This window comes from Bradyrhizobium sp. YCK136, assembly GCF_044570075.1.
Taxonomy (GTDB): Bacteria; Pseudomonadota; Alphaproteobacteria; order Rhizobiales; family Xanthobacteraceae; genus Bradyrhizobium; species Bradyrhizobium diazoefficiens.
This window is the reverse complement of record NZ_CP172424.1, coordinates 5,862,867-5,884,851: the sequence shown is the minus strand read 5'-3', so window position 1 is coordinate 5,884,851 and position 21,985 is coordinate 5,862,867. Positions and strand designations below refer to the sequence as shown.

Here is a 21,985-nt window from a genome sequence, read left to right as displayed (position 1 = left end):
GCGCGGTTCAAGTAATGTCGGTAGGGGGGTGAACATCCGTGAAGTCGGTTCTTCCCGCTTGGTGCGCGAGACATGTTAGGTTTGAATCGACGCGTCGGGTGCAACATTGGATTCATGGTCCTCAAGCGGAAGTGTGATCTCAAAAATGGCGCCTCCGCGTGAGGATGTCCGATACGCGACACGTCCGCCATGTGCCTCGGCGATGGCGCGAACGATGGACAGGCCCAGCCCAGATCCGCCATAACGTGGCGAGCGCGATAGGGCGCCACGTGCGAACGGATCGAATGCCCGCTTGGCAAACTCCGGCGGCATTCCGGGACCGTCATCCTCGACGCGAATGATGGCGGAGTTGCCAGACTTCAGAGTCGAGAGTTCGATACGGCCGGGCTTCGCGTAGCGTTGAACATTATCGAGAAGGGCGAGCAACGCCTGGCGAATGCGAATCCCGTCGCCGAGAGCGACCAAATCTGCCAGCGTGAGTTCGAGCGAGAATCCGGCGTTTGCGAGCACGGGCTCCAGCAGGTCGGCGACGTTTTGAATTTCCGCGGCGAGCGCGACCGGCCCTCTCCCAAGATCCAGGCGCCCGCTATCGGCCAGCGTGACTGTACGCAAATCGTCGACGAGCCGCGAGAGCCCGTCGATCTGCAGCAGCAGATTTCCGATTGACGCTTCATCGGGCGTGAAAACGCCGTCGGCGATGCCCTGTAGCCGGCCCTTCAGGATCGTGAGGGGCGTTCTGAGCTCGTGTGCGATCGCGGCATTCCAAGCGATCATGTCGTCTGCGTTATCTTGCAGCCTCTGTGCCATCGCGTTGAAATCGGCTACCAGATGAGCCGTCTCGCCGAGCGACCGATCGCCGGGGGACGCGCGCGCTGACAGGTCTCCTGCAGCTATTTTGCGCGCGGTTTCCGCCAAGGAGTTCAGCGGAGCCAGGATTCGTTTCGTCAGCCGGAGCGCGACAACGATCGCAAGGGCCAGTCCGACAAGAAGGAAGACTGCGATCATCACCAAGTCCGGCGCTTCTGGCAAAAGGGGAGGCGGCCCGGGTGGTGGCGGAAAATAGCTTAGATAAATTCCATAGAAGACGAATGAACCGACGAAGACGATCAGCATCGCGATGGTCGCCACGACGCTCATTGAGACGATGATCTGCTGACTTAGGCGATACCGCTTCATATCGCGGCCAAACGATAGCCGATGCCGCGAACACCGGACAGCATGCCAGGCGCGCCGGCCGCGTCCAGCTTTTTGCGAAGATTGCTGATATGGCTGTCCACCGTCCGCTCGAGGGCGTCGCTGCCGGGCAGGCAAGCATCGACCAGTTCACTTCGCGTGAAGGCTTTGGAGGGTGTTCGCGCCATGTGAGCCAGGAGACGAAATTCGGTCAGTGTGACCGGCAGTGGTTGTGCCGTTCCATCCACTTCGACCTTTACCATGTGGCCATCGAGATCAATAGCAACGCAATCGACGCGCAGCATGCCGCCGGCGCTTGACCGGCCAGCCCGCCGCAATACCGCTTTGGTGCGAGCAACCACTTCGACCGGATTGAACGGCTTCACGACATAGTCGTCAGCCCCGATGCGCAGTCCCTGCAATCGATCGATATCCTGGTCGAGCGCAGTGATCATAATGACGGGTGTATCGCCCCGGCGGCGGATCTCGGCCAACACCTCCCATCCGTCGAGGCGGGGCATCGTCACGTCGAGAAGGATGAGGTCCGGTTTCAGCGCAAGGTGCAGGTCGAGTGCGGCTCGGCCATCGCCGGCGCGGACCGTGCGGAAGCCCTCACGCGTTAGATAGGCGTCGAGAATTTCGCAGATCTGCGGTTCATCTTCGGCAATGAGGATAAGGGCGTTCATCGGAACACGAGGTCAGGCGTCACTGGATGGGGTCTCTTGGCATAGGGTGAGAGTCCCGTCGACCTATTACAGGCCTTCTCCACCAAGTCTCCATCAATTCTCCATGGTCGATCGACCGTTGCCAGCGATGACGCGGCATACCGGCCCTGCCCGGCGGGCTGGTGGAAGCCGAAGCCGCTCTTGGATCGCCGCGACGCTCTGTAAGGACCATTTCGCATGCGCATCGACCCTGTTCGCACCGCCATTTACGGACTTCCGGTGGTTTTGGCTATTACGCTCGTCTTCGCTATTGCGCTCGTTTTCGCGCGCGACGTCGCGGCAGGACGCACCATGCCGAGAACCGGTCCCTTTGGAGCCTGGCTGACTCAGGCGGGCGACGCCAAGGTGGTGGTGAAGCCCTGCGGCGCGGCAATATGCGGCAAGGTCGTGTGGCTGAAGCAGCCGATCGATAGCGCAACAGGCAAACCTCAGACAGACGACAAGAACCCGGATCCGTCTCTCAGAACGCATCGCATCGTGGGGCTTCAGCTCTTCCTCGATATGCTGCCCTCCACATCGAACTCATGGTCGGGGCGAGTCTATAACGCGGATGACGGCAAGAGCTACGCCAGCACAGTTACCCTGCTTGATGCAGCACGACTGGAAGTGCGGGGGTGCGCCGGTTCGGTGTGTGGGAGCGAAATATGGACTCGGGCTGCGCGATAGCCCCGGCATTTAGATGTGAGGTCGCATCATCGCCTGCGACGTCTTCCACAACAGTGGCTTCAGCGTGAAGTCCTCCACCAAATCCCAACTTGGCCTCGACTCTGCGTCAACAGCCGCGAGGCAATGCGCAGGGAGCGAGACGGTGGCCGGGCCGCAACCCACCTGGCGTGCCACTTCGATACTTTCCATTGGAGAAACTATGAAAAATCGCCCCATTGTCTATGCAACCATGCTGCTCCTGATCGCCTTTGCTGGCGAGGGCCATGCCGGAACAAACGACGGATATTCCGGCGTGAATCTCAACGTGCGGTCCGGACCGAGTGTTCGATTTCCCGCGGTCGGGAGGTTGATGGCCGGTTCATCGCTGACGATTCACGGATGCCTGGCACGCTATACTTGGTGCGACGTGAGCGCATCTGGTGTTCGCGGCTGGGTGTCGGGAGCGCATGTTCAGTTCGTTCACGAAGCGCGCCGCGTCTACGTTCCTGCCTACGCGGCGCAGGCGGAAATCTCCGTCGTAACGTTTAACCTCAGCAGCTATTGGCGTGACTACTATCGTGACTATGGCTTCTACGGCGAAGCCGACCGTTGGAACGACCATCGCTGGGAGGACGACGGCAATCCGCCCGGTTGGCGCGACAATTGGGATGATGACCATGTCGACCCCGAAAATGAGCCCGCGCCGGACAACCACTAGGCGGCTCGATACGCCCATCATCGTCATCTGGAGCGCGTACTCATGAATCGGACCGGAAGGTATGTCCGTAACTGATCGATCTCCTGGGTCTCATCGGCGTGCAACCACCCGTCATTCATTCAATGAAAGGCCCATCCATGAGTGACCTCCTCGTCCGCCTCTACGATCTTCCCGACGTTCGGACCGAGGAGAAGATCGCTTCCCACGGGATCACGGTTCGTCGCGCGATGGCTGCGGAGGCGCATATCGTGCTTCCCTGGATTGAGAGGCATTTCTACAATCCCTGGGTGAGCGAAGCGACACGCGCCTTCACGCGCTCCCCGGTCATGGTCTGGATCGCTGTGCGGCATAACGAGTTGCTGGGCTTCGCCTGCGCCGACTGCTCGATGCGCGGCTTCTTTGGTCCGACGGGAGTAGCGAAGGCTGCTCGTGGGCAGGGCATTGGCGAGGCGCTCCTCTTCACCACCCTGCGCGGCATGCGTGAAGCGGAATATGCCTACGCGGTCATCGGTGGCGTTGGGCCCGTGGCATTTTATCGAAAGCACCTCGACGCGATCGATATCCCGGGCTCCGAAGAAAGCATCTACGGTCCGATGCTGCACGACGACAAAGGGCGAGATTTCGACGACTTTTAGAGCGGCCAGCGCCGCACCGGAAGGAAGAAAGACGTTGCCTTCGTGAAGCGCGCCCGTGCGAACGTTCCGGACCACGCGTGGCTTGGACGCTCCGTTGCGATCGATATTGCGCTCCATTTCGAGCGGCCATTCTTCTCCGTCCTAGCTACAAACTTGATCCAAAACTAGGCCGCCGCACCGTGCCGCAGGAAATTGCCGACGACCTCGCCAAGCACGGCATTGTCTTGGACGTGGACACCGTGCGGAACTGGTTGAAGTAAGCAGCGGACTTACTGCCGGGGCGAATAGTTGGCATTCGCTCCGAATATACGCGATGAGGATGCGCTCCATCGAAGATCGCGATTAACCCGCCTTTAGGCCAGATGGAAATCGTGGTAGCTGACCAACGTTCCGGTCGTCTTGTCCGCCTCGATCTGGAAGCCGGTGGGATCAAACGTACCCAACAAAGCGATGTTGGCGGTATGGGCTCCGTCGGTGATGCTCAGAGTCCCGCCGCTGCTGTCCGCGTTGGGGGTGTAGTTCAGCGTCGGCGCGCTAGCGAAGTTGAAGTCGAGAAGATCAATATGATCGTCTGCGGTCATCCCGGACACGGTCCCTGAGAAGTTGAAGGAATCGCCAAGGATGAGGGTTCCGGTTGCGCCTGCAGCAAACGTGGTATTTTCCGCCGAAGCATGTGCAAACGCCAACGTCGCGGTCCCACTGATCAGCGCTGAACCGTTGCCGCTGACGTTGCCGTCGATCGTGACGTCGCCGTCGTTGGCCCACAACACGCCCGTATTGATGACATCGCTGTGGATGACAAGCCCGCCGGCGCCGGTTGCCTCGAAGGTTCCGGAGTTGGTGATGGCGTTGGTCCCGGTATCAATGTCGAGAGAATTGGTGCCGGTAGCGATAATGGTACTCTCATTGACGAGGGTCATCACTCCATCCCCAAGGTGTCCCGCGCCGGCGATGGTGTTGTCGACGTTCGTGAGCGTGACGTCCGCGACCGTTCCGGTGATCACGTTCTCGCTGCTGTCGGTAAGTTCAACATGGCCGCCGCCCTGCAGGGTGATGCCAAGCTCGATCAACTGCAGATCGGCCTCGTTTCCGGTTGAGTTCAACTCAATGGTGCCGGTGTTGTCGATGATGCCGGATAGCGGCAGGATCGCCCCGTCGCTGATCACCATGTGGCCTGGATTCTCGGTGACCGGCGTGTGATCGAAGACGAAGTCATCAGCAGTGAGCGAAGACGCATCGACCCCGTTCAGTGTGATCGACTGGCCATCGGCGAGCGTGATCACTGCATCCCCGGCAGCATCGTTGGCCATGTGCGCCTGGATGTCGCCAAAACCGGTGAAGTTGGCGTAGCCGATCAGATCGATCTGATCCGAGGCAGCGTCGAAGCTGTAGATCACGTCATGCCCGATCGGCTGGGAGAACACGAACAAGTCGTCGCCGGTGGAGCCGGTCAGGTTGTCGTCGCCTGAGAGCGCGAAGATTGGGGAGCCTTGTCCATAGGCTTCGACGTTGTCGGCGATCATGGCCAACCCGGTGCCGCCCGTAGAATCCGTCCAAGTTTGCGATATATGCAGCGACACCGCGCCCGCGTAATCATCAAGCGTGGTGATAGTGAGTGCGGTGACATCGTTTGTCTGCACCGACCAGGTCCCATCGCCGTTGTCGGTGCCCTCGCTCAGCGTCCAACCCGCCGGAATGCCACTGACGCTGACGCTGACCGTGCCAACGTGATCCACCGGGTTTGTCAGTCCAAGGTTGATGGCTTCGCCGGCAATGCCTGCGGGAGCGAGATGTGCCTGACTGATGTTGGTCAGGGTGACCCCTACGAGATCGACCAGGATGTCGCTAGCGGCGTTCGGAGTTGTGCCGACCTGCTCAAAGACATAGTTATGGGCAGTTCCGGCGATGTTCGCGACAAAAGCAACCGCTGCGCCGGTGCCGGTGGCTATATCGTTGTTGTGAAGGTACTGCACGACGGCTGCGACGTTAGCGGTGGACGTCAGGGTTAGTGCTGACGCAAAGGCATTGGCATCATCGAATGTGATGACGCCGTTCGTGATGGCATGCGATTTCACCGTCTGACCGGAAATGGTCAACGTGGAGTCAGTACCGTTAGTGCCGGCAGTATTGGCCGTCACGTTGGTGACCGGCAGATCAAGGATGTCGTTGGTGCCGGTCGTGGCGAAGTCGTTGATCGCGTCATAGCCGGAAATCGTGCCGGCATCCCCGGAGCCCCCAACGGTGCCGAGAGATTGTCCGCTGTTAATGACAAACGTGTCGCTACCGGCTCCGCCGGTCATTGTATCAGCGCCGCTGCCTCCAGTAATGCTGTCGGCGCCGGAGCCGCCGGCAAGCGTATCATTTCCGGAGCCGCCGATCAGCGTGTCATTCTGTGCTGAACCGGTGATGGCCGCCGCTGCGCCGGTGTTGGTGACTGTAAAGCCGTTGGCGCCGGTCGCCGCGCTCAAGTCAACGGCAAAGCCGTTGCTGCTCAGGTTTGCCGTACCAGCGTTGCTGGTCGATGACGTGGCCGTAAAGGCTGCAGTGACGGTAGCGTTGGCCGTGGCCCCTGCGCTTATGACAAGGACATCATTCCCTGAAAGATCGGTGACGCTGTCAGTGCCAGAATTGACGTTGAACGTGTCGTTGTCAGCACCACCGGTAAGGGTGTCGTTACCCAAGCCGCCGGTGAGGGTGTCGTCGCCGGAACCAGTCTTGAGAGTGTCGTCACTGTCTCCGCCGATAACAATGAAAGCTCCGGACGTGACTGCGCTTGCATCCAAATTGAGCTTTCCATTGCCACCGATACCAGTCGCGTCGACGGTCAGTGCCCCATTATTTTGGAAAGCTGAAAGGAACGTTACGTTGTCGGTATGATTTCCGCTGTTGGTGTCGACCAGTTTGAAAACTTCAAAATTTGTGAGAAAGAGGTTTCCCACGCCATTCCCAAATGTGAATGGTCCAGGGGAGCCGCCGGTGACGATGAGCGTGTCCGTGCCGGTTCCGCCGGTGATGCTATCTGTACCGTTCAAGGTCAGATTGGTTGCATTTACCGTGTTCGTGCCGCTGGCGTAGAAGATGACGTCGGTCGAACTCGTCGTCAGCGTACCCGGGTTAGGGCTGTCCTGATTGATGGTAACGGTGTCGCTATCGCTCAATCCACCCTGATCCGTCGTCGTGATCGTCAAAGTATCGGCGCCGACGAAAGTGTCGGTTGGATTGTAGAGAAGACCATTCAAGGCGTTGTTGATGTTCGCCGCCGTGCCGGAGAAGGTCATGGTCGCGTCGGTCGTACCGTCGCCGGTGGTGAACGAGAGGCCGGTGGTGCCCGATAGCGTCAGCGTGCCGTGCGCGACCGACAGCGTCACTGTCTCGGTCCCAGCGCCTACGTCAACGTCCGAGATTGAGATGAGTTTGGCGCCATTGAATGTCACGTTGGTATTTTGTACCACCTCCTGCGTACCGGGCACCGTATTCACCGGCGCATCGTTGGCGCCGTTGATGGTGACCGTGAGCACCGCGGTGTCGGTGAGATTGCCCGGGTCCTTTACGGCATAATTGAAGCTGTCGGTAATCGTCTGGCCGCTGTTGAGCGCCTGCACCGCCGAGTCGCTGTCATTCACAACATAGGTGTAGGAGCCGTTGGCGTTGAGCGTCAGCGTGCCGTGTGCACCCACTAGGCTGGAGCCTAGCGTGCCGGCCGTGCCGGAGCCTTCGACCGCCCCAGTGCGGATCGCCGATACCACCAGAGATGCGTTGGTGTTGTCGACGTCTGTATCGTTGGTCAGCACGTTGCCGGTCGCGTTCGAGCCCGCGGTGCCATTGCCGGTGCCGCCCGCCTCGGTGGCCGAGCCGGTGTCGTTGACGCCCACCGGCGCATCGTTGACCGGCGTCACATTGATCGTGTCGGTCACGGCCACGCTGTTGGCGGTCCCGTCATTGGTGATGATGGTGACAGTGCGGGCCAGGCCCGACGGGTTATCGCTGGTGTTGAGGTAGGTCACCGAGTCCAGCGCGGTCTGGTAGTTCGCGACGCTGGATGAACCGGTCAAGGTGAGCGTCCCGGTCGCCGCGTTGAACGATCCGGTGATGCCGTTCTGGTTGGTGAAGCCGAGCACGTCCTGGCCGGTGACGTAGTTGCCGGTGATCTGCACCGTCGCCGAGGACAGATTGGCACTGTCGACGTCGGACAGCGTCAGCGCCGGGTCGATCGCGGTGGCGGCCTGGTTTTCCGTGTAGTTCAGCGTATGACCAGCGACGACCACCGGCGCATCGTTGACCGGCGTCACGTTGATCGTGTCGGTCACGGCGACGCTGTTGGCAGTCCCGTCATTGGTGATGATGGTGACCGTGCGGGCCACGCCCGACGGGTTGTCACTGGTGTTGAGGTAGGTCACCGAGTCCAGCGCGGTCTGGTAGTTCGCGACGCTGGATGAACCGGTCAAGGTGAGCGTCCCAGTCGCCGCGTTGAACGATCCGGTGATGCCGTTCTGGTTGGTAAAGCCCAACACATCCTGGCCGTTGACGTAGTTGCCGGTGATCTGCACCGTCGCCGAGGCCAGATTGGCATTGTCGACGTCGGACAGCGTCAGCGCCGGGTCGATCGCGGTGGCGGCCTGGTTTTCCGTGTAGTTCAGCGTATGACCAGCGACGCCCACCGGCGCATCATTGACCGGCGTCACGTTGATCGCGTCGGTCACGGCCACGCTGTTGGCGGTCCCGTCATTGGTGATGATGGTGACCGTGCGGGCCACGCCCGACGGGTTGTCACTGGTGTTGAGGTAGGTCACCGAGTCCAGCGCGGTCTGGTAGTTCGCGACGCTGGATGAACCGGTCAAGGTGAGCGTCCCGGTCGCCGCGTTGAACGATCCGGTGATGCCGTTCTGGTTGGTGAAGCCCAGCACGTCCTGGCCGGTGACGTAGTTGCCGGTGATCTGCACCGTCGCCGAGGACAGATTGGCACTGTCGACGTCGGACAGCGTCAGCGCCGGGTCGATCGCGGTGGCGGCCTGGTTTTCCGTGTAGTTCAGCGTATGACCAGCGACGACCACTGGCGCATCGTTGACCGGCGTCACCGCCACTGTCGAAGTCACAATGTTGCTGGCGTGGTTTGCCGTCTGGCCGTCATCAACCTGATAGCTGATGGTGCGGGTCGTACCCGACGGGTTGTCGCTCGAATTGAAGTATGTCACCGACTCCAGCGCCGCCTGGTACTGGGCGACAGTCGCAGAACCGGTCAGCGTCAGCACGCCGGTCGATGCGTTGTAGCTGCCTGTGATGCCGTTCTGATTGCTGAAGCCGAGCACATCCTGGCCGGACGTGAAGTTGGCCGTGATCGACACCGTCGCCCCGGTCAGATTCGCACTATCGACATCCGACGCCGTTAGTACGGTGTCGATCGCCGTCGCCGCCTGGTTCTCGGTGTAAGGCAGCGATCCACCATTGGCGTTCAGCACCGGGGCGTCGTTGGTGCCGGTCAGCGTGATGGTCAGCGTCGAGGGGGCGCTGGCGCCGTGCTCGTCGGTGACGGTGTAGTTCGCCACCACGTCGGTGGTGGCGCCCTGCGCCAGGTGCTGGTAGGCGGCATTGGCCGCGTCAAGGCTGTAGCTGCCGTCCGGGTTCAGCGTCAGGCCAGCCACCGCCGCATCGAGGCTGTAGCTCAGAGTGGCGCCATCATCGACGTCGCTGTCATTGCTCGCGACCGTGCCGGTGATGGTGCTGTCTTCCAGGCCGCTGTCGGTATCCGCCACCGCAACCGGGGCGTCGTTGGTGCCGGTCAGGGTGATGGTCAGCGTCGAGTTCGAGGTCGCGCCATGCTCGTCGGTGACCGTGTAGTTCGCCACCACGTCGGTGGTGGCGCCCTGCGCCAGATGCTGGTAGGCCGCATTGGCGGCATCGAAGCTGTAGCTGCCGTCCGCGTTGATCGTCAGGCCGGCGACCGCGCTGGTCTGCGCGTAGGTCAGGATCGCGCCGTCATCGACGTCGCTGTCATTGCTCGCGACGGTGCCGGTGATGGTGCTGTCTTCCAGGCCGCTGTCGGTGTCCGCCACCGCGACCGGAGCATCGTTGGTGCCGGTCAGCGTGATGGTCAGCGTCGCGCTCGAGGTCGCGCCATGCTCGTCGGTGACGGTGTAGTTCGCCACCACGTCGGTGGTGGCGCCCTGCGCCAGGTGCTGGTAGGCGGCATTGCCGGCATCGAGGCTGTAGCTGCCGTCCGGGTTCAGCGTCAGCCCGGTCACCGCCGCATCGAGGCTGTAGCTCAGAATGGCGCCGTCATCGACGTCGCTGTCATTGCTCGCGACGGTGCCGGTGATGGTGCTGTCTTCCAGGCCGCTGTCGGTGTCCGCCACCGCGACCGGAGCATCGTTGGTGCCGGTCAGCGTGATGGTCAGCGTCGCGCTCGAGGTCGCGCCATGCTCGTCGGTGACGGTGTAGTTCGCCACCACGTCGGTGGTGGCGCCCTGCGCCAGGTGCTGGTAGGCGGCATTGCCGGCATCGAGGCTGTAGCTGCCGTCCGGGTTCAGCGTCAGCCCGGTCACCGCCGCATCGAGGCTGTAGCTCAGAATGGCGCCGTCATCGACGTCGCTGTCATTGCTCGCGACGGTGCCGGTGATGGTGCTGTCTTCCAGGCCGCTGTCGGTATCCGCCACCGCGACCGGAGCATCGTTGGTGCCGCTCAGCGTGATGGTCAGCGACGAGTTCGAGGTCGCGCCATGCTCGTCGGTGACGGTGTAGTTCGCCACCACGTCGGTGGTGGCGCCCTGCGCCAGGTGCTGGTAGGCGGCATTGCCGGCATCGAGGCTGTAGCTGCCGTCCGGGTTCAGCGTCAGGCCGGCGACTGCCGCATCGAGGCTGTAGCTCAGAGTGGCGCCGTCATCGACGTCGCTGTCGTTGCTCGCGACCGTGCCGGTGATGGTGCTGTCTTCCAGGCCGCTGTCGGTGTCCGCCACCGCGACCGGAGCATCGTTGGTGCCGGTCAGCGTGATGGTCAGCGTCGCGCTCGAGGTCGCGCCATGCTCGTCGGTGACGGTGTAGTTCGCCACCACGTCGGTGGTGGCGCCCTGCGCCAGGTGCTGGTAGGCGGCATTGCCGGCATCGAGGCTGTAGCTGCCGTCCGGGTTCAGTGCCAGGCCGGCGACCGCGCTGGTCTGCGCGTAGGTCAGGACCGCGCCGTCATCGATGTCGCTGTCATTGCTCGCGACCGTGCCGGTGATGGTGCTGTCTTCCAGACCGCTGTCGGTGTCCGCCACCGCGACCGGCGCATCGTTGGTGCCGGTGATGTCGATCGTGACCTGCTGGGTGGCGAGGCCGCCATGGTGGTCGTCGACCTCGACCGTAAAGCTGTCGGCGAGATGCTCGCCGGCGGCGAGCGCGTCGACGGCGCCGCTGTCGAGCACGGTGTAATGCCAGGTGCCGTCGGGGTCGACGGTGGCGGTGCCATGGGCGGCGGCGACGCTGACCGAGAGCGTGTGGGTGTCGCTGGCATCGACGTCGGAGAAGCTGACCTGGCCGATGGCGGTCTGGGCCGCGGCCGGGAGGTCGTCGCCTTCCGACACAGTGCCGGACTGCGCCGACGAGGTGATGACCGGCGCATCGTTGGTGCCGGTGATGTCGATCGTGACCTGCTGCGTGGCGAGACCGCCATGGTGGTCGTCGACCTCGACCGTAAAACTGTCGGCGAGATGCTCGCCGACGGCGAGCGCATCGACCGCGCCGCTGTCGAGCACAGTGTAATGCCAGGTGCCGTCGGGATCGACGGTGGCGGTGCCGTGGGCGGCGGCGACGCTGACCGACAGCGTGTGGGTGTCGCTAGCATCGACGTCGGAGAAGCTGACCTGGCCGGTGGCGGTCTGCGCTGCGGCCGGGAGGTCGTCGCCTTCGGACACGGTGCCGGACTGCGCAGCGCTGGTGATCATCGGCGCGTCATTGGTGCCGGTGATGTCGATCGACACGACCTGGGTGGCGAGACCGCCATGGTGGTCGTCGACCTCGACCGTAAAGCTGTCGGCGAGATGCTCGCCGGCGGCGAGCGCGTCGACGGCGCCGCTGTCGAGCACGGTGTAATGCCAGGTGCCGTCGGGGTCGACGGTGGCGGTGCCATGGGCGGCGGCGACGCTGACCGAGAGCGTGTGGGTGTCGCTGGCATCGACGTCGGAGAAGCTGACCTGGCCGGTGGCGGTCTGCGCTGCGGCCGGGAGGTCGTCGCCTTCGGACACGGTGCCGGACTGCGCAGCGCTGGTGATCATCGGCGCGTCATTGGTGCCGGTGATGTCGATCGACACGACCTGGGTGGCGAGACCGCCATGGTGGTCGTCGACCTCGACCGTAAAGCTGTCGGCGAGATGCTCGCCGGCGGCGAGCGCGTCGACGGCGCCGCTGTCGAGCACGGTGTAATGCCAGGTGCCGTCGGGATCGACGGTGGCGGTGCCGTGGGCGGCAGCGACGCTGACCGAGTGGGTGTGGGTGTCGCTGGCATCGACGTCGGAGAAGGTGACGTGGCCGGTTGCGGTGTGCGCTGCGGCCGGGAGGTCGTCGCCTTCCGACACGGTGCCGGACTGCGTGGCGCTGGTGATCACCGGGGCGTCATTGGTGCCGACAATCGTCACTGTCAAGGTCTGCACCGCGGTGCCACCGTGGCCGTCCGAGATCGTCACGTCGTACTTCTGAGTCAGCGTTTGGCCAGCCTGCAGATAATCGACGGCGCCGTCGGCGATCGAGAAGCTCCAGCCGATCGCGCCGCCATTGCCGGTGTCGTGGTTGGTGGTATCGAGCGTGAAACTGCCGAGGTAGCCGCCGCCCTGCGGCGCGAAGCTCGCGGTATGGCTGTCGAGCGTGTCGACGTCGGTGAAGGCCACGGCGCCGGAGGCGGTATGCGGTGTGTTGGCCGCCTCGGCCGCCGACATATCCGCCCACTCCGTCGCCAGGCCGCTCTGCGCCGACGAGATGATCACCGGCGCATCGTTGGTGCCGACAATCGTCACTGTCACGGTCTGCACCGCGGTGCCACCGTGGCCATCCGAGATCGTCACGTCGTATTTCTGGGTCAGGGTTTGGCCGGCCTGCAGATAATCGATGGCGTCGTCGGCAACCGAGAAGCTCCAGCCGATCGAGCCGCCATTGCCGGTATCGTGGTTGGTGGTATTGAGCGTGAAGCTGCCGAGATAGCCGCCGCCCTGGGGAGCGAAGCTCGCAGTGTGGCTGTCGAGCGTGTCGACGTCGGTGAAGGTCACCGCGCCGGAGGCGGTATGCGGCGTGTTGGACCCTTCGGCCGCCGACAGATCCGCCCACTCCGCCGCCAGGCCGCTCTGCGCCGACGAGGTGATCACCGGCGCATCATTGGTGCCGGTAACCGTGATGGTCAGGTTGGCAGTGCACGAGCCGCCATGATTGTCGGAATTGGTGTAGCTGAAAGTGTCGTAAACCAGCTGGTCTGCCGCTAACGCCTGCACATTGGCCTGGGCATTGTTGAGCGTATAGGTGTACGTGCCATCGGAGTTGAGGTGCAGCGTGCCGTAGGTGCCGACCACATCAGCACCGACCTTGGTGGCAGAGCCGTTGATGGCCGTGACGCTATGACTGTCGTGCGTATCGGCGTCGGTATCGTTGATGAGTACGTTGCCGCTGACTGAATTCGGCGCGGTGTCTTCCTTCACCGCACTTGTGTCGGCCGCTGCAACGGGGCCATCGTTGACCCCGGCAATTCTCACTGTGGCGGTCGCCCAGCTCAGCGTCCCATTGCCAAGTCGGATAGCGTAAATGAATGAATCTGTAAAAAAATCCCCTGCTGACAGGGCAGCGACTTGAGCGCTTAATGCTGACGCGTCATACCCGACTTTACCATCCGCCGTGATCCAGATTTTTGCGCCATTCAAGCTTGTATCGCTGCTGGTGGCTTCGACGCGCGCGGTATCCTGAGTCAGCAAATCAGCCGCACTATAGCCGCTCATGGCGCCGCTGTTATTAATGCCGTTGTCGATGGAAAAGAGGGTCTTGGCATTGCCCCCAAGGTCATTTCCCATGACATCGAAAAAGACAGGCTGAAGGTTATCCTCCGTCAGCGAAATGGATACACCGGCGGCGGTCAGGCCACTCGTAAAAATATCGTTCGTCGCTTGAGGTGTGTTGGAGAATGAAGTGGTGCTGCCGCCGCCGGTTGCCTGAGTAGCCATGTCTTCGACCTCAAAACGCGTAGAATATGAAAGTCATTTGGGAGCAACCCGAACACGGGTGAGCAACGTGACGGATTCGGGCGACCTTGAAGCGGCCCAGAACTCTGCAGTCGTGTCCTGACGAGGAGATAGCGAAGGTGCGCCGTCGCTCGACGAGGTCTGCAGATCGGTTGAATCGATCACCGGAGCCGCCGTCACCCGGGAGGCAATCGCAACTGCCATAGACAGCTCGACCGAAAGATCCGATGGTCGAGATGAACTCGAATTGTCCTTGAGGCGAGAATTAGTTTCAGACCAGCCGGCGGCTCGTAAAGACGTCGAGGTGAATAAGGCGCTGCTCACAACACACTCCACTCTGCCGATGCAGAGCAGGTGCAATCGCATTCGAAGAGCAACTCACAGGAGAGCGCCGGCAATGAGCGCCCGTTCAGCGCCTACGCGCCGCCGCCAGAAGAAACTCTGGCCTGTTGTGAAAAGATCCCGACGCCATTAACTCCTGCCCCGTTCGTGCTCGGCCTCCTGACGACCGCGCACGGCTTATGATTTTCCAATAACGTTTCTTGCTTTAGTAAGGTCCCTTCAGAGATCGAACCCGACAGTCGCCCGCGGCACAGGGGCGTTCGCACGTATGGATCAGCGTAAGAATCCCAATCCGGCTGGAAAACGCTGTGCGCATCCCCGCGTCGGCGATTCGTTTGAAATGTGAGACGAGCAATCGCGCAGCTCCTGCTTCTCGTACATCGCGATGCTCGCTAGGAATCTCGGTCGGGGCAACGGCCCAAGAGGGGTACTCCGTCGGGACCACGTAACACTACGGTTGCGCATGCTGATCGACCGCACCTGCGGCACATTATCGATGACTTCGCAGATCGTTAATTGGCGCTTCTTTGCCGCCCGGGGTCAGCAAGACTAAGTGCCGGCTTCTTAGTCTTGCTCAGTCTAAGCATGGCATCCGGCCCCAAGGCTTTCGCTTCCCGGTCAACGAGGAGCTGGCCGCGGAGTTCGGCGTGTCACGCGTCACGATCCGGCAGGCCGTCGAGCTGCTTTCAGCCGACGGCGTCATCGAGGCGCAGCAGGGCCGCAGCAGGCGCGGTGCGGCAGGACCGCTGGCTCAAGGTCGAAACTACGCTGTCGGTTTTCGCCGATATGTACCGCGACACCTCGCTGGAGATCGTCAACATCTCGGCGAGGCACAGCGACGCGCCGGTGTCTCCCGAGGACGGCAACGGCCGACTTCATGCGCCGGCTTCATTCGCCACTCGGTCCGTCGCACCGCGGCCGAAACAGGCCGTCATGCGATCAGTTGCCTAACTTGGCACAAATCGAGCCAAGCCTGACAAGTTGCTAGTGTGTTGCTGTACCTAGCTCAAATCGGCCCATGATCGATTGGAGCGAGAGTTCAAGTTCTTCAATTGCTTGGAAGGCGGCGTATGCACCGGGAGATCAAGAAAAATCTCGACACAGCCAATGTGAGCAGACCTCGTGAGATGAGATTGGGCTGCCTCGGGTCGGCGGAAGAGCATGCCCATTGTTTCCGAGGGCAGGGGAGATAGGTGGGTGCTGACGATCAGCACCAGTTGCTGGAAACATGAGGCGCCACCCTCTCATCTCGCTCCGTGCAGCCCCGCTGGTCGAACTTGCTGCACCCATGCTTGAGTTCGATAGCGTTAGCTGCGCTTTGGCGAGGTCGTTTCTGGGGCGAAACAGGTGTAGTCCGCGGCGATGGCAGACTTCGGCCGATGAGGAGACTGCTCACGCTCTTAATCGCTTTGTTGAACGTTCAGTAAAGCCATTTGCTAAACATACTTGGCGATGGCCAACTTCTGGCTCGCCGGTTATCCAGGCGGGCTGGATTGCTCCGCGGCGCCAGATCGGCAATCGAAGATTTCGACAAAATCCAGGCATTTTGCTGCGCTGCGAACATCCCGCTTGCGCGCGCGAACGTCGCGAATCTTTTCGCCAGGCCAGCGACAAACCGGCTTGACGGCTTCCAAAATTTAGTAATACGTTTAGTCTTATAAAAAAAACTAAACATCACGCATCGAGCCGATGTGTGGGAGGAGCCCAAGCCCTTCCGGACCCGTTTCCGGAAATGGTCCGTCTCGTTCTCCACTCATCGCTCCTCAAACTCGGTTTCAGGATCTTGGCGTCGTTCCGGCAGGGAGCGCCGAGCGGGTTGGATGCTTCAACGAGAGAGGAAACGGATATGCGGACATTCAATTGGCTAAGAAGCTCGGCGGCAACCACGGTCCTCGGGACGGCGCTGCTGGGGATATTTGGCGGAGGCGAAGCCGCAGCTCAGGGCAAGCAGCTTACGCTGTGCTGGGCGGCATGGGATCCGGCCAATGCGCTGGTCGAGCTCGGCAAGGACTTTACCAAGCAATCCGGCATTGAGATGAAATACGAGTTCGTCCCGTGGACGAGCTATGCCGATCGCTTCCTCAACGAGCTCAACTCCCACGGCAAGCTCTGCGACCTGATCATCGGCGATAGCCAGTGGATCGGCGGCGCCGCCGAGAACAAGTGGTACGTCAAGCTCAACGATTTCTTCGACAAGGAGAAGATATCGATGGACGACTTCGTCCCGGCGACGGTCGTCGGCTACTCGCAGTGGCCGAAGAACTCGCCGAACTATTGGGCGCTGCCGGCTATGGCCGATGCGGTAGGCTGGACCTACCGCAAGGATTGGTTCTCGCGGCCCGAGATTCAGTCCGCCTTCAAGGCAAAGTACGGCCGCGACTTGGCGCCGCCGAAAACCTATGACGAGTTGAAGCAGATTGCGGAGTTCTTCCAGGGCCGCGAGATCGACGGCAAGAAGGTCTATGGCGCCTATATCTTCACCGAGCGCGGCTCGGAAGGCATCACCATGGGCGTGACCAACGTGCTCTACAATTACGGCTTCAGCTACGACAATCCAAAGAAGCCGTATCAGATGCAGGGCGTCGTCAATTCACCCGAGGCGGCCAAGGGGCTCGAGTTCTACAAGGAACTTTACAAGTGCTGCACCGCGCCGGGCATGACCAACGCCTACATGCAGGAGGGGCTCGATGCCTTCAAGTCCGGCCAGGTGGCGATGCAGATGAACTGGTTCGCCTTCTTCCCCGGCCTCTACAAGGATCCGAATGTCGGCGGCGACAAGATCGGATTCTTCGTCAATCCGGCCGGCCCGAATGGACACTTCACGCAGCTTGGTGGACAGGGCATCTCCGTGGTGGCGACCTCCGACCGCAAGGACGACGCGCTCGCCTACATCAAATGGTTCGCGCAGCCCGCTGTGCAGCAGAAATGGTGGCAGCTCGGCGGCTACTCGGCCCTGAAAGCGGTGGTCGATGCGCCCGACTTCCCGAAGAGCGCGGCGTTCGCGCCGCAATTCCTGGAGTCGATGGGAATCGTGAAGGACTTCTGGGCCGAGCCGTCCTACGCGCAACTGCTACTCGACATGCAGAAGCGGGTGCACGATTACGTCGTCGCCGACAAGGGCACCGCGCAGCAGGCGCTCGATCTCCTGGTCAAGGATTGGACCAAGGTCTTCAAGGAGCAGGTCAAGCAGGTCGCGTCGCAATAGGCGCGGCGCTCGCATCAACTGAACCGGTCTCCCCGGGGGTGTCCCCCGGGGAAACCGAACCAGCCAGCCGATGGACCAGATGACGACGATCCTTCAACCTGATGATGCCACGATTGCCGGCATGAGCGAGCCCGCCAAATCTCGCGACGCACGGCGCGTGCGCGGCCTTTCCGACCGCACCATTGCGTGGCTGTTCGTTGCGCCGACGATCGCGCTGTTGCTGGCGATCAACATCTTTCCGCTGGTGTGGATGATCCGGCTGTCCTTCACCAGCCTCAACCTCAGCATGTCCTATCTGCCGCTGCGGTTCGTCGGGCTCGACAATTTCACCGACATCCTCACCGACGAGGACGTCTGGTTCCGGCTCCAGACCACGGCGCAATTCGTGATCTGGTCGGTGGCACTACAGGTGGTCATCGGCTATGGCCTGGCGCTGTTGATCAACTGCCAGTTTCGCGGTCACAGCTTCTGGACCACGATCATCCTGCTGCCGATGATGTTGTCGCCGGCGGTGGTCGGCAACTTCTGGACGCTGCTGCTGCAGCCGCAGATCGGGCCCTTCAACTACGTGATCAGCCTGTTCACGGGGGTGCCGCCGAGCTCGTTCAGCATGACCGGACAGGTCTCGCTCGCGTCCTGGACCATCGTACTGGTCGACACCTGGATGTGGGCGCCTTACGTCATGCTGATCTGCCTCGCCGGGCTTCGCTCCATTCCCCACTACATCTATGAGGCGGCCGAAGTCGATCGCGCCTCGCCCTGGCGGCAATTCTGGTCGATCACGCTGCCGATGACGGTGCCGTTCCTGATGCTCGCCGTGCTGTTCCGCGCAATCGAGAACTTCAAGATGTTCGACATGGTCAACCTCCTGACGTCGGGAGGCCCGGGATCGACCACGGAGCTCGTGTCGATCACGCTGAAGCGCGCGGCATTCGAGAAATGGCGCACCGGCTATTCCTCTGCGCTCGCCATCATCCTGTTCGTGACCGTGTTCGGTGCCGCCAACATCTACGTCAAAGCGCTCAACAAGGTGAAGCAACGATGACCGCCGCACTCGCCAAGTCAGTCCTGGCCAAGTCCACCGCTCATTCCATCGTCGAAGCCTCGCCGCGTTCGAAGGCCGTGGCAGGTGGCCTCGTCATTCTCTATGCCGTGATCACGATCCTGCCGCTACTCTGGATCGTCGCTACCGCATTCAAGTCGCAGAGCGACGCCATCGCCTATCCGCCCAAGGTGCTCTTCGAGCCGACCCTCGAAGGCTATGTGAACCTTTTCACCGTGCGCACCCGCCAGACGCCGGACTTCATCGCCAAGCTGCCGCCGCCGGAGACGTGGTACGACAAGCTCGTGCGCCAGCGGGACATGGTCATTGCCGGACCATCGAAGGTCGTGCCGCGCTTCGTGAACTCGCTGATCATCGGGTTCGGCTCGACGTTCCTGGCCGTGTTTCTGGGCACGCTCGCGGCCTACGCTTTTTCGCGCTTTCGCATTCCCCTAGCTGACGACCTGCTGTTCTTCATCCTCTCGACGCGAATGATGCCGCCGGTCGCGGTCGCGATCCCGATCTATTTGATGTACCGCCAGCTCAATCTGACCGACACCAGGCTCGGAATGATCCTGCTCTACACCGCCGTGAACGTCTCGCTCGCGGTCTGGCTGCTCAAGGGGTTCATCGACGAGATCCCGCGCGAGTATGAGGAGGCCGCTCTCGTCGACGGCTACACGCGACTCCAGGCCCTGCGCAAGGTGGTATTGCCGCAGGCCGTCACGGGAATTGCGGCAACCGCGATCTTCTGCCTGATCTTCTCGTGGAACGAATACGCCTTCGCGGTTCTCCTGACGAGCGGCGAAGCGCAGACCATGCCGCCATTCATCCCATTCATCATCGGCGAGGGCGGGCAGGATTGGCCGGCGGTGGCTGCCGCGACCACGCTGTTCGTTGTCCCGATCGTCCTGTTCACCGTGTTGTTGCGCAAACACCTGTTGCGCGGCATCACATTCGGAGCTGTGCGCAAATGAGCGGTTCTGCGGTTGCCAAGGGCGGAGTGTCTCGCTGGTTCCGTCGTGGGCCTTGGGAGGCCGGCGCGATGACCCTGATCGGAGGCGGCATCATCATGTTGGTGCAGCCCTGGACGATTGATCTGTACAGCTATTCCTTCGTGACGATCCTCATCGGCACGGTCGGCTACGTGATCGTGAGCCATTTTCCGGAATAGGGCGGTCAACATGGCACAAATTCGCGTCGAAAACCTGCGCAAGTCGTTCGATCAGTTCACGGCCGTGCAAGGCTCGAACTTCACGATCGACGACGGCACCTTTTTCGCGATGCTCGGGCCCTCCGGCTGTGGCAAGACGACCACGCTGCGCATGATTGCGGGCCTCGAGCTGCCGACCGAGGGCAAGGTCCTGCTCGACGGCGAGGACGTGACGTTCCGCCGTGCCGCGGCCCGCGACATCGCCTTCGTCTTCCAGCTTTTCGCGCTCTATCCGCACATGAATGTTGCCGACAATATCGGCTTTCCCCTGAGGTGCCAGGGCATGGGCCGGCGTGCGGTCCGCGAGCGCGTGCAGGAGACGGCGCGGCTCCTGCGGATCGAGCGTCTCCTGTCGAGCAAGACGTCAAAGCTGTCGGGTGGCGACCGCCAGCGCGTGGCGCTGGGGCGCGCTATGGTCCGGCGGCCCAAGGCCTTCCTGATGGACGAGCCGCTCGGGGCGCTCGACGCCGAGTTTCGGCATCTGATGTGCGGCGAGCTTCGCGACCTCCATGATCGCATTGGTGCAACTACGGTCTACGTGACACATGACCAGCTCGAGGCGATGTCAATGGCGGACCGGATTGCCGTCATGAACAAGGGGCGCGTCGAACAGATCGGCTCGCCGCAGGAGATCTATGACCGGCCCGCGAGCATGTTCGTGGCCGATTTCATCGGCTCGCCGTCGATGAACTTCTTGCGCTTTGAGGGCGGCCTACGATCCGGAGATCGGGCCATCGCCTTCCATGATGCCAGCATCGCGGTCCCTGAGATCCGCGAGGATCGCGCGAGCGCCCCGCTGGCGCTCGGGATACGCCCGGAGCATATCCGTTTCGCCGATGCAGCACCCGTCCGCGGCGAGGTGTTCGGCGCAGAATATCTCGGCACGACGCAGATCGTCACGGTCGACACGGCGCATGGACGCGTCGCTGCCCGGCTGCCCTCCAGCGCGTCGGTGCGGATCGGCGAGACGGTCGGTCTCGAATTCCATTCCGAACGACTGGCGTTGTTCGATGTTGGCAGTGGCATGGCGATCCGGACCGCCAATGAGGGGAGCCCGCGCCATGGCTGACGTCAGTCTGCGCAACATCAGCAAGCGCTTCGGCACAATAGAGGCGGTGCGCGAGCTCTCGCTGGCGATCAATGACGGGGAATTCCTGGTCCTGCTTGGGCCGAGCGGCGCCGGCAAGACCACGACGCTGCGGCTGATCACCGGGCTCGAGAGCCCCGACACCGGTTCGGTCATGATTAACGGCCATGACGTGACGCATGATCCGCCGGGATCGCGCGATATCGCCTTCGTCTTCCAGCAGTACTCGCTGTATCCGCATCTCACTGTCTATGACAATCTGGCATTCCCGCTACGCTCGCCCGCGCGGCGCGTGCCCGAGCCCATCATCCGCAAGCGTGTCGAACAGACGGCGGAGCTGCTGCATATCGCAAGCAAGCTGAACAACCGTGCAACCCGCCTGTCCGGCGGTGAGATGCAGCGGGTGGCGATCGGCCGCGCATTGGTTCGAGATCCCGCGATCTACCTGATGGACGAGCCGCTCTCGTCGCTGGATGCGAAGCTCCGTTCGGAGCTGCGTCTCGAGCTCAAGCGGATCCAGCTCGAGCTTGGCGCGACTATCCTTTACGTGACCCACGACCAGGTCGAGGCTATGACCATGGCCTCCCGGATCGGCGTGATCAAGGATGGCCAGCTCCTTCAGCTCGGCACGCCGCGGGAGATCTACGAAAGCCCCTCCAGCTCCTATGTCGCCTCGCGTCTCGGTACGCCGCAGATCAATTTCCTTCCGGCACGTCTCTTGTCCGACGTGTCGGTGCCGCCGGAAACGGAGACCGTCGGCATCCGTACCGAGCATCTGAAGGTCGGTGCGCGCAATGGCGGACGGATGGTCGGCCGCGTCCACCGGGTCGAGCACCTCGGCGAACAGAATCACGTTCATCTGGACTATAAGGGCGAAATGCTGGTGACGCTTGCGGATCCGCATCAGCAGCCGCTAAAGGCCGGTCAGGAGGTCGAATTGCACGTGGTACATCCGCTCTGTTTCGATCGCGCGGGGCGACGCATCCCCGCGATGATTCTCTAGAGGATCATGT

General features: G+C 62.0%; 13 protein-coding genes. 10 read left to right on the top strand and 3 right to left on the bottom strand.

Features of this window, described 5'->3' with window-relative positions; translation table 11 throughout:
- Positions 1-75 precede the first annotated feature (75 nt).
- Both ACFLEY_RS28605 and ACFLEY_RS28600 read right to left on the bottom strand, forming a co-directional pair.
- On the bottom strand, positions 76-1,176 hold the full coding sequence (locus ACFLEY_RS28605) for an ATP-binding protein (RefSeq protein ID WP_011086340.1): 1,101 nt from the start codon (positions 1,174-1,176) through the stop codon (positions 76-78).
- On the bottom strand, positions 1,173-1,859 hold the full coding sequence (locus tag ACFLEY_RS28600; protein WP_060911448.1) for a response regulator: 687 nt from the start codon (positions 1,857-1,859) through the stop codon (positions 1,173-1,175). The genes ACFLEY_RS28605 and ACFLEY_RS28600 overlap by 4 nt, the downstream gene beginning before the upstream one ends.
- Before the next feature lie 216 nt (positions 1,860-2,075).
- Here ACFLEY_RS28600 and ACFLEY_RS28595 point away from each other — a divergent pair, with 216 nt between their 5' ends.
- The 3 genes from ACFLEY_RS28595 (at position 2,076) to ACFLEY_RS28585 (ending at position 3,896) form a co-directional block, all read left to right on the top strand.
- Entirely contained in the window at positions 2,076-2,564 is a 489-nt protein-coding gene (locus ACFLEY_RS28595; protein ID WP_011086342.1) for a DUF2147 domain-containing protein, read from the top strand.
- Positions 2,565-2,763: 199 nt separating this feature from the next.
- Positions 2,764-3,261: an SH3 domain-containing protein gene (locus tag ACFLEY_RS28590; protein ID WP_060911449.1), complete on the top strand. Its 498-nt coding sequence runs from the start codon at positions 2,764-2,766 to the stop codon at positions 3,259-3,261.
- A gap of 137 nt (positions 3,262-3,398) precedes the next feature.
- Positions 3,399-3,896, top strand: a complete 498-nt coding sequence (locus ACFLEY_RS28585) for a GNAT family N-acetyltransferase (RefSeq protein WP_060911450.1) — start codon at positions 3,399-3,401, stop codon at positions 3,894-3,896.
- 353 nt (positions 3,897-4,249) lie between these two features.
- On the opposite strand, the gene ACFLEY_RS28580 is transcribed toward ACFLEY_RS28585, so the two are convergent.
- Positions 4,250-14,065, bottom strand: a complete 9,816-nt coding sequence (locus ACFLEY_RS28580; protein ID WP_396604266.1) for a VCBS domain-containing protein — start codon at positions 14,063-14,065, stop codon at positions 4,250-4,252.
- A 1,092-nt stretch (positions 14,066-15,157) separates the two neighbouring features.
- Here ACFLEY_RS28580 and ACFLEY_RS28575 point away from each other — a divergent pair.
- The 7 genes from ACFLEY_RS28575 to ACFLEY_RS28545 all read left to right on the top strand — a co-directional run bounded on the left by ACFLEY_RS28575 (position 15,158) and on the right by ACFLEY_RS28545 (position 21,975).
- On the top strand, positions 15,158-15,376 hold the full coding sequence (locus ACFLEY_RS28575) for a hypothetical protein (protein ID WP_028170678.1): 219 nt from the start codon (positions 15,158-15,160) through the stop codon (positions 15,374-15,376).
- A gap of 895 nt (positions 15,377-16,271) precedes the next feature.
- The gene (locus tag ACFLEY_RS28570; protein WP_211434252.1) at positions 16,272-17,630 is read left to right on the top strand and encodes an ABC transporter substrate-binding protein; all 1,359 of its coding nucleotides are present in this window, start codon (positions 16,272-16,274) and stop codon (positions 17,628-17,630) included.
- Positions 17,631-17,700: 70 nt separating this feature from the next.
- Positions 17,701-18,675, top strand: coding sequence for a carbohydrate ABC transporter permease (locus tag ACFLEY_RS28565; protein WP_082756530.1), 975 nt, complete (start codon positions 17,701-17,703; stop codon positions 18,673-18,675).
- The gene (locus tag ACFLEY_RS28560; protein WP_060911452.1) at positions 18,672-19,649 is read left to right on the top strand and encodes a carbohydrate ABC transporter permease; all 978 of its coding nucleotides are present in this window, start codon (positions 18,672-18,674) and stop codon (positions 19,647-19,649) included. The genes ACFLEY_RS28565 and ACFLEY_RS28560 overlap by 4 nt, the downstream gene beginning before the upstream one ends.
- Positions 19,646-19,846: a hypothetical protein gene (locus ACFLEY_RS28555; protein ID WP_011086351.1), complete on the top strand. Its 201-nt coding sequence runs from the start codon at positions 19,646-19,648 to the stop codon at positions 19,844-19,846. Before ACFLEY_RS28560 ends, ACFLEY_RS28555 begins: the two co-directional genes overlap by 4 nt.
- A gap of 10 nt (positions 19,847-19,856) precedes the next feature.
- Entirely contained in the window at positions 19,857-20,954 is a 1,098-nt protein-coding gene (locus tag ACFLEY_RS28550; protein WP_028170682.1) for an ABC transporter ATP-binding protein, read from the top strand.
- Entirely contained in the window at positions 20,947-21,975 is a 1,029-nt protein-coding gene (locus tag ACFLEY_RS28545; RefSeq protein WP_028170683.1) for an ABC transporter ATP-binding protein, read from the top strand. Before ACFLEY_RS28550 ends, ACFLEY_RS28545 begins: the two co-directional genes overlap by 8 nt.
- Positions 21,976-21,985: the final 10 nt, after the last annotated feature.

Bases quoted from the DNA above. Each gene is read 5' to 3' on its own strand.
- ACFLEY_RS28605 (WP_011086340.1), bottom strand. From the start codon at position 1,176: ATGAAGCGGTATCGCCTAAGTCAGCAGATCATCGTCTCAATGAGCGTC.
- ACFLEY_RS28600 (WP_060911448.1), bottom strand. From the start codon at position 1,859: ATGAACGCCCTTATCCTCATTGCCGAAGATGAACCGCAGATCTGCGAA.
- ACFLEY_RS28595 (WP_011086342.1), top strand. From the start codon at position 2,076: ATGCGCATCGACCCTGTTCGCACCGCCATTTACGGACTTCCGGTGGTT.
- ACFLEY_RS28590 (WP_060911449.1), top strand. From the start codon at position 2,764: ATGAAAAATCGCCCCATTGTCTATGCAACCATGCTGCTCCTGATCGCC.
- ACFLEY_RS28585 (WP_060911450.1), top strand. From the start codon at position 3,399: ATGAGTGACCTCCTCGTCCGCCTCTACGATCTTCCCGACGTTCGGACC.
- ACFLEY_RS28580 (WP_396604266.1), bottom strand. From the start codon at position 14,065: ATGGCTACTCAGGCAACCGGCGGCGGCAGCACCACTTCATTCTCCAAC.
- ACFLEY_RS28570 (WP_211434252.1), top strand. From the start codon at position 16,272: ATGCGGACATTCAATTGGCTAAGAAGCTCGGCGGCAACCACGGTCCTC.
- ACFLEY_RS28565 (WP_082756530.1), top strand. From the start codon at position 17,701: ATGGACCAGATGACGACGATCCTTCAACCTGATGATGCCACGATTGCC.
- ACFLEY_RS28560 (WP_060911452.1), top strand. From the start codon at position 18,672: ATGACCGCCGCACTCGCCAAGTCAGTCCTGGCCAAGTCCACCGCTCAT.
- ACFLEY_RS28555 (WP_011086351.1), top strand. From the start codon at position 19,646: ATGAGCGGTTCTGCGGTTGCCAAGGGCGGAGTGTCTCGCTGGTTCCGT.
- ACFLEY_RS28550 (WP_028170682.1), top strand. From the start codon at position 19,857: ATGGCACAAATTCGCGTCGAAAACCTGCGCAAGTCGTTCGATCAGTTC.
- ACFLEY_RS28545 (WP_028170683.1), top strand. From the start codon at position 20,947: ATGGCTGACGTCAGTCTGCGCAACATCAGCAAGCGCTTCGGCACAATA.